A 15,965-nucleotide genomic window follows, 5' to 3' on the forward strand; every position below is an offset into this window, starting at 1 on the left:
TCAAAATAGACCCGTATTTTTTCCATTGCTTCACAACGGACACGATTCAACAACATCTAATTATCCTGGAGTCGTCAAGGATCTGGGGTGAAAGGGCATTAAATGCTAATGGTGTTGATATTATGTAAACTAATGTGAAGAAGCTTTTGTTAAAGTTGACAAAAGGTTATAGAAAGGAGTAAAAGACCACATCAATTAGCTGTATAAAAGAATTTCTACAGTGATTGTAAGGTTTTTTTATTCCTCCCCATGAATCGATGTGGCGTCCATCTGCCGTGAAGAGCAGTGAATCTGGCGCTACTTTTGATGAGTAAGCAATGAGTATGTCAACATCCACTGAAGTCATCGCTCATCACTGGGCATTCGCTATCTTTCTTATCGTTGCCATTGGCCTGTGTTGCCTGATGCTGGTAGGCGGTTGGTTTTTAGGCGGTCGCGCACGCGCGAGGTCGAAAAACGTGCCGTTTGAATCCGGTATCGACTCGGTCGGCTCCGCCCGCTTACGCCTGTCCGCCAAGTTTTATCTGGTGGCCATGTTCTTCGTTATCTTCGACGTTGAAGCGCTGTATCTGTTCGCATGGTCAACCTCTATCCGCGAAAGCGGCTGGGTAGGCTTTGTGGAAGCTGCAATTTTTATTTTTGTGTTACTGGCAGGTCTGGTTTATCTGGTGCGTATTGGCGCGCTGGACTGGACGCCCGCGCGTTCACGCCGCGAGCGTATGAACCCGGAAACGAACAGTATCGCTAATCGTCAACGCTAACCGCGAGGCATTAAGATGGATTATACGCTCACCCGCATAGATCCCAACGGTGAGAACGACCGTTACCCCCTGCAAAAGCAGGAGATCGTAACCGACCCTCTGGAGCAAGAAGTTAACAAAAACGTGTTTATGGGCAAGCTCAATGACATGGTTAACTGGGGTCGTAAAAACTCAATTTGGCCGTATAACTTCGGTCTTTCCTGCTGTTACGTTGAGATGGTGACTTCGTTTACCGCGGTGCATGACGTGGCGCGTTTTGGCGCAGAAGTATTGCGTGCTTCGCCGCGTCAGGCTGACCTGATGGTGGTTGCAGGAACCTGCTTTACCAAAATGGCACCGGTTATTCAGCGTCTGTATGACCAGATGCTGGAACCAAAATGGGTTATCTCAATGGGTGCCTGTGCCAACTCTGGTGGTATGTACGATATTTATTCCGTTGTGCAGGGCGTCGATAAATTCATCCCGGTTGATGTGTATATCCCGGGCTGCCCGCCGCGTCCTGAAGCGTACATGCAGGCACTGATGCTGTTGCAGGAATCTATCGGCAAAGAACGTCGTCCGCTCTCCTGGGTGGTTGGCGATCAGGGCGTTTATCGCGCCAATATGCAATCAGAGCGCGAACGCAAGCGCGGTGAACGCATTGCCGTAACCAACCTGCGTACACCTGACGAGATTTAATTTGCGCCTGTCGGCAAAGGGATTTTTCTTCGCTTATTCCTAAATCTATTTCGCGAAGCTTACTGCGCCGACAGTCACCACGGACCATTTGCAATGGTGAACAATATGACCGACTTAACCGCGCAAGAACCCGCCTGGCAGACCCGCGATCATCTTGATGATCCGGTAATTGGCGAACTGCGCAACCGTTTTGGGCCGGATGCCTTTACTGTTCAGGCGACTCGCACCGGGGTTCCCGTTGTGTGGATCAAGCGTGAACAATTACTGGAAGTTGGCGATTTCTTAAAGAAACTGCCGAAACCTTACGTCATGCTGTTTGACTTACACGGCATGGACGAACGTCTGCGCACACACCGCGAAGGGTTACCTGCCGCGGATTTTTCCGTTTTCTACCATCTGATTTCTATCGATCGTAACCGCGACATCATGCTGAAGGTGGCGCTGGCAGAAAACGACCTGCACGTACCGACCTTCACCAAACTGTTCCCGAACGCTAACTGGTATGAGCGTGAAACCTGGGATCTGTTTGGCATTACTTTCGACGGTCACCCGAACCTGCGCCGCATCATGATGCCGCAAACCTGGAAAGGTCACCCGCTGCGTAAAGATTACCCGGCGCGCGCTACCGAATTCTCGCCGTTTGAGCTGACCAAAGCCAAACAGGATCTGGAGATGGAAGCCCTGACCTTCAAACCGGAAGAGTGGGGGATGAAGCGCGGCACCGAAAACGAGGACTTCATGTTCCTCAACCTCGGTCCGAACCACCCGTCGGCGCACGGGGCTTTCCGTATCGTTTTACAACTCGACGGCGAAGAGATTGTCGACTGCGTACCAGACATCGGCTACCACCACCGTGGTGCGGAGAAAATGGGCGAGCGCCAGTCCTGGCACAGCTACATTCCGTATACCGACCGTATTGAATACCTCGGCGGCTGCGTTAACGAAATGCCTTACGTGCTGGCGGTAGAGAAACTGGCCGGGATCACCGTGCCGGATCGCGTTAACGTCATTCGCGTTATGCTCTCCGAACTGTTCCGTATCAACAGCCACCTGCTGTACATCTCGACCTTTATTCAGGACGTCGGCGCAATGACGCCCGTGTTCTTCGCCTTTACCGATCGTCAGAAAATTTACGATCTGGTGGAAGCGATCACGGGTTTCCGTATGCACCCGGCGTGGTTCCGTATTGGCGGCGTAGCGCACGACCTGCCGCGCGGCTGGGATCGTCTGCTGCGTGAGTTCCTCGACTGGATGCCGAAACGTCTGGCGTCTTACGAGAAAGCGGCGCTGCAAAATACCATTCTGAAAGGTCGTTCCCAGGGCGTTGCCGCCTATGGCGCGAAAGAGGCGCTGGAGTGGGGCACCACTGGCGCGGGCCTGCGTGCTACCGGGATCGACTTCGACGTGCGTAAGGCGCGTCCTTATTCTGGCTATGAAAACTTCGACTTTGAAATCCCGGTTGGTGGTGGTGTTTCTGACTGCTACACCCGCGTAATGCTGAAAGTGGAAGAGCTGCGCCAGAGTCTGCGCATTCTTGAGCAGTGCCTCAACAACATGCCGGAAGGCCCGTTCAAAGCGGATCACCCGCTGACCACGCCGCCGCCGAAAGAGCGCACGCTGCAACATATCGAAACCCTGATCACCCACTTCCTGCAAGTGTCGTGGGGGCCGGTGATGCCTGCCAATGAATCTTTCCAGATGATTGAGGCGACCAAGGGGATCAACAGTTACTACCTGACCAGCGACGGTAGCACCATGAGTTATCGCACTCGTATCCGCACGCCGAGTTATGCGCATTTGCAGCAAATTCCGGCGGCGATCCGCGGCAGCCTGGTGTCTGACCTGATTGTTTATCTGGGCAGTATCGATTTTGTTATGTCAGATGTGGACCGCTAATTATGCACGAGAATCAACAACCACAAACCGAGGCTTTTGAGCTGAGTGCGGCAGAGCGTGAAGCGATTGAGCACGAGATGCACCACTACGAAGACCCGCGTGCGGCGTCCATTGAAGCGCTGAAAATCGTTCAGAAGCAGCGTGGCTGGGTGCCGGATGGTGCGATCCACGCGATCGCCGATGTGCTGGGTATTCCGGCAAGCGACGTCGAAGGTGTGGCAACGTTCTACAGTCAGATCTTCCGCCAGCCGGTTGGTCGCCATGTGATCCGTTATTGCGACAGCGTGGTCTGTCATATCAACGGGTATCAGGGTATTCAGGCGGCGCTCGAGAAAAAGCTGAACATCAAACCAGGGCAAACGACATTTGATGGCCGCTTTACGCTGCTGCCAACTTGCTGCCTGGGGAACTGTGATAAAGGGCCAAACATGATGATCGATGAGGACACTCACGCGCATCTGACCCCGGAAGCGATCCCTGAACTGCTGGAGCGGTATAAATGAAAAACATTATCCGTACTCCCGAAACGCATCCGCTGACCTGGCGTCTGCGCGATGACAAACAGCCAGTGTGGCTGGACGAATACCGCAGCAAAAACGGTTACGAAGGGGCGCGTAAGGCGCTGACCGGGCTGTCTCCGGACGAAATCGTTAATCAGGTAAAAGACGCTGGTCTGAAAGGGCGCGGCGGCGCGGGCTTTTCGACTGGCCTGAAGTGGAGCCTGATGCCGAAAGACGAATCCATGAACATCCGTTACCTGCTGTGTAACGCCGATGAAATGGAGCCGGGCACCTATAAAGACCGCCTGTTGATGGAGCAACTGCCGCACCTGCTGGTGGAAGGTATGCTCATCTCCGCGTTTGCGCTGAAAGCTTACCGTGGCTACATCTTCCTGCGTGGCGAATATATCGAAGCGGCAGTAAATCTGCGCCGCGCCATTGCCGAAGCCACTGAAGCGGGCTTGCTTGGCAAAAACATTATGGGAACAGGTTTCGACTTCGAACTGTTCGTCCATACCGGGGCAGGGCGCTACATCTGCGGGGAAGAAACAGCGTTAATCAACTCCTTGGAAGGGCGTCGTGCTAACCCACGCTCGAAACCCCCCTTCCCGGCAACCTCCGGCGTATGGGGCAAACCGACCTGTGTCAACAACGTCGAAACCCTGTGTAACGTTCCGGCGATCCTCGCTAACGGCGTGGAGTGGTATCAGAACATCTCGAAAAGTAAAGATGCTGGCACCAAGCTGATGGGTTTCTCCGGTCGGGTGAAAAATCCGGGACTGTGGGAACTGCCGTTCGGCACCACCGCACGCGAGATCCTCGAAGATTACGCCGGTGGTATGCGTGATGGTCTGAAATTTAAAGCCTGGCAGCCAGGCGGCGCGGGGACTGACTTCCTGACCGAAGCGCACCTTGATCTGCCGATGGAATTCGAAAGTATCGGTAAAGCGGGCAGCCGTCTGGGTACGGCGCTGGCGATGGCGGTTGACCATGAGATCAACATGGTGTCGCTGGTGCGTAACCTGGAAGAGTTTTTCGCCCGTGAGTCCTGCGGCTGGTGTACGCCGTGCCGCGACGGTCTGCCGTGGAGCGTGAAAATTCTGCGTGCGCTGGAGCGTGGCGAAGGCCAGCCGGGCGATATCGAAACACTTGAGCAACTGTGTCGATTCTTAGGCCCGGGTAAAACTTTCTGTGCCCACGCACCTGGTGCAGTGGAGCCGTTACAGAGCGCCATCAAATATTTCCGCGAAGAATTTGAGGCGGGAATCAAACAGCCGTTCAGCAATACCCATTTGATTAATGGGATTCAGCCGAACCTGCTGAAAGAGCGCTGGTAACCGAATTTCGATTAACGCTCGGTCCCTGACCGAGAAAACTGGAAGCATGCTAATGGCTACAATTCATGTAGACGGCAAAGAATACGAGGTCAACGGAGCGGACAACCTGCTGGAAGCTTGTCTGTCTCTGGGCCTTGATATTCCTTACTTTTGCTGGCATCCGGCGCTGGGAAGCGTCGGTGCTTGCCGCCAGTGTGCGGTGAAGCAATACCAAAACGCGGAAGACACGCGTGGTCGCCTGGTGATGTCCTGTATGACACCGGCTTCCGATGGCACCTTTATTTCCATTGACGACGAAGAAGCGAAACAGTTCCGTGAAAGTGTGGTCGAGTGGTTAATGACCAACCACCCGCACGACTGTCCGGTATGTGAAGAAGGCGGTAACTGCCATCTTCAGGATATGACCGTGATGACCGGACACAGCTTCCGTCGCTACCGTTTCACCAAACGTACCCACCGTAATCAGGATTTGGGGCCATTCATCTCTCACGAAATGAACCGCTGCATCGCCTGCTACCGCTGTGTGCGTTACTACAAAGATTACGCTGACGGTACAGATCTGGGCGTTTATGGCGCGCACGACAACGTCTACTTCGGTCGCCCGGAAGACGGCACGCTGGAAAGCGAATTTTCCGGTAACCTGGTCGAAATTTGCCCGACCGGCGTATTTACCGACAAAACGCACTCCGAGCGTTACAACCGTAAATGGGATATGCAGTTTGCGCCGAGCATCTGCCAGCAATGTTCCATCGGCTGTAACATCAGCCCCGGTGAACGTTACGGCGAACTGCGTCGTATCGAAAACCGTTACAACGGTACGGTAAACCACTACTTCCTCTGCGACCGTGGTCGTTTCGGTTACGGTTACGTCAACCTGAAGGATCGTCCGCGTCAGCCAGTACAGCGTCGTGGCGATGATTTCATTACCCTCAACGCCGAACAGGCAATGCAGGGCGCGGCAGATATTCTGCGTCAGTCGAAGAAAGTGATCGGTATTGGTTCTCCGCGTGCCAGCGTGGAAAGCAACTTTGCGCTGCGTGAACTGGTGGGCGAAGAAAACTTCTACACCGGTATCGCTCACGGTGAGCAGGAACGTCTGCAACTGGCGCTGAAAGTGCTGCGTGAAGGCGGCATTTATACTCCGGCTCTGCGCGAAATCGAATCTTACGATGCGGTACTGGTGCTGGGCGAAGACGTTACCCAGACCGGCGCGCGCGTCGCGCTGGCAGTGCGTCAGGCGGTGAAAGGTAAAGCGCGCGAAATGGCTGCAGCACAGAAAGTGGCTGACTGGCAGATTGCGGCAATCCTCAACATCGGTCAACGTGCGAAGCATCCGCTGTTTGTTACCAACGTTGATGACACTCGTCTGGATGATATCGCGGCGTGGACTTACCGCGCACCGGTTGAAGATCAGGCGCGTTTAGGTTTTGCCATCGCCCATGAGCTGGATAACTCCGCACCAGCGGTTGACGGTATCGAACCTGAGCTGCAAAACAAAATCGACGTCATCGTGCAGGCACTGGCAGGTGCGAAGAAACCGTTGATTATCTCCGGGACGAACGCCGGTAGCATAGAGGTGATTCAGGCTGCGGCTAACGTCGCGAAAGCCCTGAAAGGTCGCGGCGCTGACGTTGGTATCACCATGATTGCCCGTTCCGTCAACAGCATGGGGCTGGGCATTATGGGTGGCGGTTCGCTTGAAGACGCGTTAACCGAACTGGAAACCGGACACGCCGACGCGGTGGTGGTGTTGGAAAACGATCTGCATCGTTACGCTTCTGCTACCCGCGTGAATGCTGCGCTGGCTAAAGCGCCGCTGGTGATGGTGGTTGATCATCAACGCACAGCGATCATGGAAAACGCCCATCTGGTGCTTTCCGCTGCCAGCTTTGCTGAAAGCGACGGTACGGTAATTAATAATGAAGGTCGCGCCCAACGTTTCTTCCAGGTTTACGATCCGGCTTATTACGACAGCAAAACTGTCATGCTGGAAAGCTGGCGCTGGCTGCACTCGCTGCACAGCACCTTGCTGAGCCGTGAAGTGGACTGGACGCAGCTCGACCATGTAATTGACGCTGTTGTGGCGAAAATCCCGGAACTGGCGGGTATCAAAGATGCTGCGCCGGATGCGACATTCCGTATTCGTGGGCAGAAACTGGCCCGTGAACCGCACCGTTACAGCGGTCGTACCGCCATGCGCGCCAATATCAGCGTTCATGAGCCGCGTCAGCCGCAGGATATTGACACCATGTTCACCTTCTCGATGGAAGGTAACAACCAGCCGACCGCGCACCGTTCGCAAGTGCCGTTTGCCTGGGCGCCGGGCTGGAACTCCCCGCAGGCGTGGAACAAATTCCAGGACGAAGTGGGCGGCAAACTGCGCTTTGGCGATCCGGGCGTGCGTCTGTTTGAAACCAGCGAAAACGGTCTGGATTACTTCACCAGCGTACCGGCACGCTTCCAGCCGCAGGACGGGAAATGGCGTATCGCGCCGTACTACCACCTGTTTGGCAGCGATGAATTGTCACAGCGTGCTCCGGTCTTCCAGAGCCGTATGCCGCAGCCGTACATCAAACTCAACCCAGCGGATGCCGCGAAGTTGGGTGTGAACGCAGGTACACGCGTCTCCTTTAGTTACGATGGCAACACGGTCACGCTGCCGGTTGAAATCGCCGAAGGACTGACGGCAGGGCAGGTGGGCTTGCCGATGGGTATGTCCGGCATTGCTCCGGTGCTGGCTGGCGCGCATCTTGAGGATCTCAAGGAGGCACAACAATGAGTTGGATATCACCGGAACTGATTGAGATCCTGCTGACCATCCTCAAAGCGGTGGTGATCCTGCTGGTGGTTGTCACCTGTGGGGCATTCATGAGCTTTGGCGAACGTCGCCTGCTGGGTCTGTTCCAGAACCGTTATGGACCTAACCGTGTTGGCTGGGGCGGTTCGCTCCAGCTGGTTGCGGACATGATCAAAATGTTCTTTAAAGAAGACTGGATCCCGAAATTCTCGGATCGCGTCATCTTTACCCTGGCACCGATGATTGCCTTTACCTCGCTGCTGCTGGCCTTTGCAATTGTGCCAGTCAGTCCGGGTTGGGTGGTTGCCGACCTGAACATCGGGATTTTGTTCTTCCTGATGATGGCAGGTCTGGCGGTTTACGCGGTGCTGTTTGCGGGCTGGTCAAGTAACAACAAATACTCGCTGCTGGGTGCGATGCGTGCTTCTGCGCAGACCCTGAGCTACGAAGTGTTCCTCGGGCTTTCCCTGATGGGCGTGGTGGCGCAGGCCGGTTCATTCAACATGACCGACATCGTCAACAGCCAGGCGCATGTGTGGAACGTCATCCCGCAATTCTTTGGTTTTATTACCTTTGCCATCGCGGGCGTGGCGGTGTGTCACCGTCACCCGTTTGACCAGCCGGAAGCCGAGCAGGAACTGGCGGATGGTTACCACATTGAATATTCCGGTATGAAGTTCGGTCTGTTCTTCGTGGGTGAGTACATCGGGATTGTGACCATCTCTGCATTGATGGTGACGCTGTTCTTCGGTGGCTGGCAAGGCCCGTTGTTACCGCCATTCATCTGGTTCGCGCTGAAAACCGCGTTCTTTATGATGATGTTCATTTTGATTCGTGCGTCGTTACCGCGTCCGCGTTATGACCAGGTAATGTCCTTCGGCTGGAAAATCTGCCTGCCGCTGACGCTGATCAACTTGCTGGTAACGGCGGCTGTCATTCTCTGGCAGGCGCAATAAGGGGCAATAAGACCATGACCTTAAAAGAATTGTTAGTAGGTTTCGGCACCCAGGTTCGTAGTATCTGGATGATCGGCCTGCACGCGTTCGCCAAACGCGAAACGCGAATGTACCCGGAAGAGCCGGTCTATCTGCCGCCCCGTTATCGTGGTCGTATCGTTCTGACCCGCGACCCGGACGGCGAAGAGCGTTGCGTAGCCTGTAACCTCTGTGCGGTAGCCTGCCCGGTCGGCTGTATCTCGCTGCAAAAAGCAGAAACCAAAGACGGTCGCTGGTATCCGGAATTTTTCCGCATTAACTTCTCACGCTGCATTTTCTGTGGTCTGTGCGAAGAAGCCTGTCCGACCACGGCGATTCAGTTAACCCCGGATTTCGAAATGGGGGAATACAAGCGCCAGGATCTGGTTTACGAGAAAGAGGATCTGCTGATCTCCGGTCCGGGCAAATACCCGGAATATAACTTCTACCGGATGGCAGGTATGGCAATCGACGGCAAAGATAAGGGCGAAGCAGAGAACGAAGCCAAGCCTATCGACGTCAAGAGCCTGTTACCGTAAGGAGAGGGGCAATGGAGTTCGCTTTTTATATCTGTGGCCTGATAGCCATACTTGCGACCTTGCGAGTGATCACCCATACCAATCCGGTACACGCACTGCTGTACCTGATTATTTCGCTGCTGGCGATTTCCGGGGTGTTCTTCTCACTAGGCGCTTACTTCGCCGGTGCGCTGGAAATTATCGTCTACGCGGGTGCCATTATGGTGCTGTTCGTGTTCGTGGTGATGATGCTCAACCTGGGCGGTTCAGAAATCGAACAGGAACGCCAGTGGCTGAAACCGCAGGTGTGGATTGGCCCGGCAATTTTGTCGGCCATCATGCTGGTGGTGATTGTTTACGCCATCCTCGGTGTTAACGATCAGGGTATCGACGGTACGCCAATCAGTGCTAAAGCAGTGGGTATTACGCTGTTCGGGCCTTACGTACTGGCGGTGGAACTGGCTTCTATGCTGCTGCTCGCGGGTCTGGTTGTGGCCTTCCACGTCGGTCGTGAAGAGCGTGCGGGTGAAGTGCTGAGCAATCGTAAAGACGACAGCGCGAAAAGAAAAACGGAGGAGCACGCATGATCCCCTTACAACATGGACTGATCCTCGCGGCAATCTTATTCGTTCTTGGCTTAACCGGTCTGGTTATCCGTCGCAATCTGCTGTTTATGCTGATTGGTCTGGAAATCATGATTAACGCCTCCGCGCTGGCCTTTGTGGTCGCCGGAAGCTACTGGGGTCAGACCGACGGTCAGGTGATGTACATTCTCGCCATCAGCCTCGCGGCGGCAGAAGCGAGTATCGGCCTTGCGCTGCTGCTGCAACTTCACCGTCGTCGCCAGAACCTGAACATCGATTCAGTAAGTGAGATGCGCGGATGAACATGCTTGCCTTAACCATTATTTTGCCATTGATTGGCTTCGTCCTGCTGGCGTTCTCCCGTGGGCGCTGGTCTGAAAACGTTTCGGCGATCGTCGGCGTTGGCTCTGTGGGCCTGGCGGCGCTGGTAACCGCCTTTATCGGCGTTGATTTCTTCGCTAACGGCGAGCAGGCATACAGCCAGCCGCTGTGGACGTGGATGTCGGTAGGCGACTTTAACATCGGTTTTAACCTGGTGCTGGACGGCCTGTCGCTGACCATGCTCTCGGTGGTCACTGGTGTGGGTTTCCTTATTCACATGTACGCCTCCTGGTACATGCGCGGTGAAGAGGGCTACTCTCGCTTCTTCGCCTACACCAACCTGTTCATCGCCAGCATGGTAGTTCTGGTTCTCGCCGATAACCTGCTGCTGATGTACCTCGGCTGGGAAGGCGTGGGCCTGTGCTCCTATCTGCTGATCGGTTTCTATTACACCGATCCGAAGAATGGCGCAGCAGCAATGAAAGCGTTCGTCGTGACCCGTGTGGGTGACGTTTTCCTCGCTTTCGCACTGTTCATTCTTTACAACGAACTGGGCACCCTGAACTTCCGCGAAATGGTGGAACTGGCACCAGCGCACTTTGCTGACGGCAATAACATGCTGATGTGGGCGACGCTGATGCTGCTGGGCGGTGCGGTCGGTAAATCTGCGCAGTTGCCGTTGCAGACATGGCTTGCTGACGCGATGGCGGGCCCGACGCCTGTCTCCGCGCTGATCCACGCCGCAACGATGGTAACCGCGGGTGTCTACCTGATCGCCCGTACCCACGGCCTGTTCCTGATGACGCCGGAAGTTCTGCATCTGGTGGGTATTGTCGGGGCGGTTACGCTGCTGCTGGCCGGTTTTGCCGCGCTGGTACAGACCGACATCAAACGTGTTCTCGCTTACTCTACCATGAGCCAGATTGGCTACATGTTCCTCGCGCTTGGCGTGCAGGCATGGGATGCGGCGATTTTCCACTTGATGACTCACGCGTTCTTTAAAGCGCTGCTGTTCCTGGCATCCGGTTCCGTCATTCTGGCCTGCCATCACGAACAGAACATCTTCAAGATGGGCGGTCTGCGTAAATCTATTCCGCTGGTTTATCTCTGCTTCCTGGTGGGCGGCGCAGCACTGTCGGCACTGCCGCTGGTCACTGCGGGCTTCTTCAGTAAGGATGAGATCCTCGCGGGTGCGATGGCGAATGGTCATATCAATCTGATGGTGGCAGGTCTGGTCGGTGCGTTTATGACCTCGCTCTACACCTTCCGTATGATTTTCATCGTCTTCCACGGAAAAGAACAAATTCACGCTCACGCCGTGAAAGGGGTAACTCACAGCCTGCCGCTGATTGTGCTGCTGATCCTTTCCACCTTTGTTGGCGCACTGATTGTACCGCCGCTGCAGGGCGTGCTTCCGCAAACGACGGAACTGGCGCACGGCAGCATGTTGACCCTGGAAATTACCTCTGGCGTGGTCGCGGTGGTCGGCATTCTGCTGGCAGCCTGGCTGTGGCTGGGTAAACGTACTCTGGTGACCTCCATCGCCAACAGTGCGCCGGGCCGCCTGCTGAGTACCTGGTGGTACAACGCCTGGGGCTTTGACTGGCTGTACGACAAAGTGTTCGTCAAGCCGTTCCTGGGTATTGCCTGGTTGCTGAAACGCGATCCGCTGAACTCAATGATGAACATCCCGGCGGTTCTTTCCCGCTTTGCAGGTAAAGGTCTGCTGTTAAGCGAGAACGGTTATCTGCGCTGGTATGTGGCATCCATGAGCATCGGTGCGGTCGTGGTGCTGGCACTGTTGATGGTACTGCGTTGAGTTAAGGATTGTGGGATTGCCCCTGGGCATATAAGAACGTAGGTCGGATAAGCTGCCTTCGCGGCGCATCCGACACTACCCCCAGTCCGAAGAGAATTTTCTGTCGTGAGAATTCGTTGAAAATCCGGTCCTGACGGGACTTTTACAAGGAATAAAGATCGCCATGTTACTACCCTGGCTAATATTAATTCCCTTTATTGGCGGCTTCCTGTGCTGGCAGACCGAACGCTTTGGCGTCAAGGTGCCACGCTGGATCGCGCTGATCACCATGGGATTGACGCTGGCGCTGTCGCTGCAACTGTGGTTGCAGGGCGGTTATTCACTGACGCAATCCGCCGGAATTCCGCAGTGGCAGTCTGAATTCGACATGCCGTGGATCCCGCGTTTTGGTATCTCTATTCATCTCGCCATTGACGGTCTGTCGCTGCTGATGGCCGTGCTGACCGGTCTGCTCGGTGTGCTGGCGGTACTATGTTCGTGGAAAGAGATCGAAAAATATCAGGGCTTCTTCCACCTCAACCTGATGTGGATCCTGGGCGGCGTTATCGGCGTGTTCCTTGCCATCGACATGTTCCTGTTCTTCTTCTTCTGGGAAATGATGCTGGTGCCGATGTACTTCCTGATCGCACTGTGGGGGCATAAAGCCTCTGACGGTAAAACGCGTATCACGGCGGCAACCAAGTTCTTCATTTACACCCAGGCGAGTGGTCTGGTGATGTTGATCGCCATCCTGGCGCTGGTTTTTGTTCACTACAATGCGACCGGCGTCTGGACCTTCAACTATGAAGAGCTGCTGAATACGCCAATGTCCAGTGGTGTGGAATATCTGTTGATGCTGGGCTTCTTCATCGCCTTCGCAGTCAAAATGCCGGTGGTTCCGCTGCATGGCTGGCTGCCGGATGCGCACTCCCAGGCTCCGACCGCCGGTTCCGTGGACCTCGCGGGGATCTTGCTGAAAACCGCCGCTTACGGTTTGTTGCGTTTCTCCCTGCCGCTGTTCCCGAACGCGTCGGCAGAGTTCGCGCCAATCGCTATGTGGCTGGGTGTTATCGGAATCTTCTACGGTGCGTGGATGACCTTCGCTCAGACCGATATCAAACGTCTGATCGCCTACACCTCGGTTTCCCACATGGGCTTCGTGCTGATTGCAATCTACACCGGCAGCCAGTTGGCCTACCAGGGCGCGGTAATCCAGATGATTGCGCACGGCTTGTCGGCGGCGGGTCTGTTTATTCTCTGCGGTCAGCTTTATGAACGTATCCATACCCGCGACATGCGCATGATGGGCGGTCTGTGGAGCAAGATGAAATGGCTGCCAGCACTGTCGCTGTTCTTTGCGGTGGCAACGCTTGGGATGCCTGGCACCGGTAACTTCGTCGGCGAATTTATGATTCTGTTCGGCAGCTTCCAGGTTGTCCCGGTGATTACCGTTATCTCTACCTTTGGGCTGGTCTTTGCATCTGTTTATTCGCTGGCGATGTTGCATCGCGCTTACTTCGGTAAAGCGAAAAGCCAGATTGCCAGCCAGGAACTGCCAGGGATGTCGCTGCGTGAGCTGTTTATGATCCTGTTGCTGGTGGTGCTGCTGGTACTGCTGGGCTTCTATCCGCAGCCGATTCTGGATACCTCGCACTCCGCGATTGGCAATATCCAGCAGTGGTTTGTTAATTCCGTTACTACTACAAGGCCGTAAATCGCCATGACAATAACTCCACAAAACCTGATCGCACTGCTACCGTTGCTGATCGTCGGCTTGACGGTGGTGGTTGTGATGCTCTCCATTGCGTGGCGACGCAATCATTTCCTCAACGCTACGCTCTCGGTTATTGGGCTTAACGCGGCGCTGGTTTCGCTCTGGTTTGTTGGCCAGGCGGGCGCTATGGACGTTACGCCGCTGATGCGCGTTGATGGTTTCGCCATGCTTTACACCGGGCTGGTATTGTTGGCGAGCCTCGCCACCTGTACTTTCGCCTACCCGTGGCTTGAAGGCTATAACGACAACAAGGATGAGTTCTACCTGTTGGTGTTAATTGCCGCGCTGGGCGGGATCCTGCTGGCGAATGCAAACCATCTGGCGTCTCTGTTCCTCGGTATTGAACTGATCTCTTTGCCGCTGTTTGGCCTGGTCGGTTACGCTTTCCGCCAGAAACGTTCGCTGGAAGCCAGTATCAAATACACCATCCTTTCTGCCGCAGCGTCTTCTTTCCTGCTGTTCGGTATGGCGCTGGTGTATGCGCAGTCTGGCGACCTGTCGTTTGTCGCGCTGGGTAAAAACCTCGGCGACGGTATGCTCAACGAGCCGCTGTTGCTGGCAGGTTTCGGCATGATGATTGTTGGCCTCGGCTTCAAACTCTCTCTGGTGCCGTTCCACCTGTGGACGCCAGACGTATACCAGGGCGCGCCTGCGCCGGTTTCCACTTTCTTGGCGACGGCGAGCAAAATCGCTATCTTCGGTGTGGTGATGCGTCTGTTCCTCTACGCACCGGTGGGTGACAGCGAAGCGATTCGCGTAGTACTGGCGATTATCGCCTTTGCCTCCATCATCTTCGGTAACCTGATGGCGTTGAGCCAGACCAACATCAAACGTCTGCTCGGTTACTCATCTATCTCTCACCTCGGCTATCTGCTGGTGGCGCTGATTGCGCTGCAAACCGGCGAGATGTCGATGGAAGCGGTAGGGGTTTACCTGGCCGGTTATCTGTTCAGCAGCCTCGGCGCGTTCGGCGTGGTCAGCCTGATGTCCAGCCCGTATCGTGGCCCGGATGCTGATTCCCTGTTCTCTTACCGCGGTCTGTTCTGGCATCGTCCGATCCTCGCGGCAGTGATGACGGTGATGATGCTGTCTCTGGCCGGTATCCCGATGACGCTGGGCTTTATCGGTAAGTTCTACGTGCTGGCGGTCGGTGTCCAGGCACACTTGTGGTGGCTGGTGGGTGCCGTGGTTGTCGGTTCGGCAATCGGCCTCTACTACTACCTGCGCGTGGCGGTGAGCCTGTACCTGCACGCACCGGAACAACCGGGTCGCGATGCACCGTCAAACTGGCAGTACAGCGCGGGCGGTATCGTGGTGCTGATTTCTGCACTGTTGGTACTGGTGCTGGGTGTATGGCCACAACCGCTGATTAGTATTGTGCGGTTAGCAATGCCGCTGATGTAAACTGTTAGTTTGTAAGTCAGAAAGCCGCCGACATGTTCGGCGGTTTTTTTTGGCGCTCTGACACCATCATCCAACAATAACCGTCAGCGCATGATTCCCTTGTCGCAGCATACGTCGATACGCGCTAATCAGCTTTTCCATATCAAGCATGATCGAGGCAAAGAGTTGCCCCTCTAACTCTTCTGAAAAGGTCACTCCCGGATAAATCTCCATTTCATTGAGTCGCTTAATGGAAAACTGTTTACGCAGTTCACTTCGATCCAGTGATTCCAGTCGGTCGATTGTCGCGGCTAATTCCTGATTCCAGGTCAATCCCAGGAAGCCATCTATACCATCTTCGAGGCTGTGTTCATCAAGCACGGCACGACTCAGCGGATCATTCTTCGCGGGATCAAAAGCAGAGGTGCCTGTCAGCCCAAAGTGTAAAAAATCCCAGCGTTTATCAATATCCAGTCGGCGTAATCCTGAAAGCGTGTCATGTATATTATCCATCAAAGGTTTTTCAGTAGACTCAAGCAGTTGGTTAATCTTTTCTGAGTCAATTTCTGCAAAATAGCCAATCATTCCCATTTATTTTTCCTCCATTGAATTTTATGTTTCGCATCTTAAAACAGACGAGGGAA

14 protein-coding genes are annotated in these 15,965 nt (G+C 54.8%); 13 read left to right on the forward strand and 1 reads right to left on the reverse strand.

The features are described 5' to 3' along the window. Positions 1-317: 317 nt before the first annotated feature. From nuoA to nuoN, 13 genes are all read left to right on the forward strand, one after another. Positions 318-761, forward strand: a complete 444-nt coding sequence (nuoA, locus tag ACUU1M_RS02655) for an NADH-quinone oxidoreductase subunit NuoA (RefSeq protein ID WP_000062997.1) — start codon at positions 318-320, stop codon at positions 759-761. A gap of 15 nt (positions 762-776) precedes the next feature. Then, the gene (gene nuoB / locus ACUU1M_RS02660) at positions 777-1,439 is read left to right on the forward strand and encodes an NADH-quinone oxidoreductase subunit NuoB (RefSeq protein WP_000386733.1); all 663 of its coding nucleotides are present in this window, start codon (positions 777-779) and stop codon (positions 1,437-1,439) included. Positions 1,440-1,532: 93 nt separating this feature from the next. Next, positions 1,533-3,335 carry an NADH-quinone oxidoreductase subunit C/D gene (nuoC, locus tag ACUU1M_RS02665; protein WP_000247878.1) on the forward strand — a complete coding sequence of 601 codons (1,803 nt, stop codon included), beginning with the start codon at positions 1,533-1,535 and terminating at the stop codon, positions 3,333-3,335. Positions 3,336-3,337: 2 nt separating this feature from the next. Further along, positions 3,338-3,838, forward strand: a complete 501-nt coding sequence (gene nuoE / locus ACUU1M_RS02670) for an NADH-quinone oxidoreductase subunit NuoE (RefSeq protein ID WP_000545042.1) — start codon at positions 3,338-3,340, stop codon at positions 3,836-3,838. Beyond that, a complete protein-coding gene (nuoF, locus tag ACUU1M_RS02675) occupies positions 3,835-5,172 on the forward strand; it encodes an NADH-quinone oxidoreductase subunit NuoF (RefSeq protein WP_000789502.1) in 1,338 nt (445 codons plus the stop codon). The genes nuoE and nuoF overlap by 4 nt, the downstream gene beginning before the upstream one ends. Positions 5,173-5,224: 52 nt before the next feature. Then, a complete protein-coding gene (nuoG, locus tag ACUU1M_RS02680) occupies positions 5,225-7,951 on the forward strand; it encodes an NADH-quinone oxidoreductase subunit NuoG (RefSeq protein WP_152028871.1) in 2,727 nt (908 codons plus the stop codon). Then, a complete protein-coding gene (nuoH, locus tag ACUU1M_RS02685; protein ID WP_000118507.1) occupies positions 7,948-8,925 on the forward strand; it encodes an NADH-quinone oxidoreductase subunit NuoH in 978 nt (325 codons plus the stop codon). Before nuoG ends, nuoH begins: the two co-directional genes overlap by 4 nt. Before the next feature lie 14 nt (positions 8,926-8,939). Next, positions 8,940-9,482: an NADH-quinone oxidoreductase subunit NuoI gene (gene nuoI, locus ACUU1M_RS02690; protein WP_000172749.1), complete on the forward strand. Its 543-nt coding sequence runs from the start codon at positions 8,940-8,942 to the stop codon at positions 9,480-9,482. Between the two features lie 11 nt (positions 9,483-9,493). After that, positions 9,494-10,048, forward strand: a complete 555-nt coding sequence (nuoJ, locus tag ACUU1M_RS02695) for an NADH-quinone oxidoreductase subunit J (protein ID WP_000393511.1) — start codon at positions 9,494-9,496, stop codon at positions 10,046-10,048. Beyond that, positions 10,045-10,347, forward strand: coding sequence for an NADH-quinone oxidoreductase subunit NuoK (gene nuoK / locus ACUU1M_RS02700; protein WP_000612644.1), 303 nt, complete (start codon positions 10,045-10,047; stop codon positions 10,345-10,347). The genes nuoJ and nuoK overlap by 4 nt, the downstream gene beginning before the upstream one ends. Next, the gene (gene nuoL / locus ACUU1M_RS02705) at positions 10,344-12,185 is read left to right on the forward strand and encodes an NADH-quinone oxidoreductase subunit L (protein WP_001056622.1); all 1,842 of its coding nucleotides are present in this window, start codon (positions 10,344-10,346) and stop codon (positions 12,183-12,185) included. The genes nuoK and nuoL overlap by 4 nt, the downstream gene beginning before the upstream one ends. A gap of 163 nt (positions 12,186-12,348) precedes the next feature. Continuing rightward, positions 12,349-13,878, forward strand: a complete 1,530-nt coding sequence (nuoM, locus tag ACUU1M_RS02710; RefSeq protein WP_000926433.1) for an NADH-quinone oxidoreductase subunit M — start codon at positions 12,349-12,351, stop codon at positions 13,876-13,878. A 6-nt stretch (positions 13,879-13,884) separates the two neighbouring features. Continuing rightward, complete coding sequence (gene nuoN / locus ACUU1M_RS02715) at positions 13,885-15,342, forward strand: NADH-quinone oxidoreductase subunit NuoN (RefSeq protein ID WP_000156718.1); 1,458 nt, start codon at positions 13,885-13,887, stop codon at positions 15,340-15,342. 66 nt (positions 15,343-15,408) lie between these two features. Here nuoN and ACUU1M_RS02720 read toward each other — a convergent pair whose 3' ends face one another. Then, the gene (locus tag ACUU1M_RS02720) at positions 15,409-15,912 is read right to left on the reverse strand and encodes a YfbM family protein (protein ID WP_000525354.1); all 504 of its coding nucleotides are present in this window, start codon (positions 15,910-15,912) and stop codon (positions 15,409-15,411) included. Positions 15,913-15,965: the final 53 nt, after the last annotated feature.

Source organism: Shigella sp. SIG6 (assembly GCF_053555815.1).

Coding starts and splice junctions, on each gene's coding strand:
- nuoG (WP_152028871.1), top strand. CDS start 5,225: ATGGCTACAATTCATGTAGACGGCAAAGAATACGAGGTCAACGGAGCG.
- nuoA (WP_000062997.1), top strand. CDS start 318: ATGAGTATGTCAACATCCACTGAAGTCATCGCTCATCACTGGGCATTC.
- nuoM (WP_000926433.1), top strand. CDS start 12,349: ATGTTACTACCCTGGCTAATATTAATTCCCTTTATTGGCGGCTTCCTG.
- nuoJ (WP_000393511.1), top strand. CDS start 9,494: ATGGAGTTCGCTTTTTATATCTGTGGCCTGATAGCCATACTTGCGACC.
- nuoE (WP_000545042.1), top strand. CDS start 3,338: ATGCACGAGAATCAACAACCACAAACCGAGGCTTTTGAGCTGAGTGCG.
- nuoH (WP_000118507.1), top strand. CDS start 7,948: ATGAGTTGGATATCACCGGAACTGATTGAGATCCTGCTGACCATCCTC.
- nuoC (WP_000247878.1), top strand. CDS start 1,533: ATGGTGAACAATATGACCGACTTAACCGCGCAAGAACCCGCCTGGCAG.
- nuoF (WP_000789502.1), top strand. CDS start 3,835: ATGAAAAACATTATCCGTACTCCCGAAACGCATCCGCTGACCTGGCGT.
- nuoI (WP_000172749.1), top strand. CDS start 8,940: ATGACCTTAAAAGAATTGTTAGTAGGTTTCGGCACCCAGGTTCGTAGT.
- nuoB (WP_000386733.1), top strand. CDS start 777: ATGGATTATACGCTCACCCGCATAGATCCCAACGGTGAGAACGACCGT.
- nuoK (WP_000612644.1), top strand. CDS start 10,045: ATGATCCCCTTACAACATGGACTGATCCTCGCGGCAATCTTATTCGTT.
- ACUU1M_RS02720 (WP_000525354.1), bottom strand. CDS start 15,912: ATGGGAATGATTGGCTATTTTGCAGAAATTGACTCAGAAAAGATTAAC.
- nuoN (WP_000156718.1), top strand. CDS start 13,885: ATGACAATAACTCCACAAAACCTGATCGCACTGCTACCGTTGCTGATC.
- nuoL (WP_001056622.1), top strand. CDS start 10,344: ATGAACATGCTTGCCTTAACCATTATTTTGCCATTGATTGGCTTCGTC.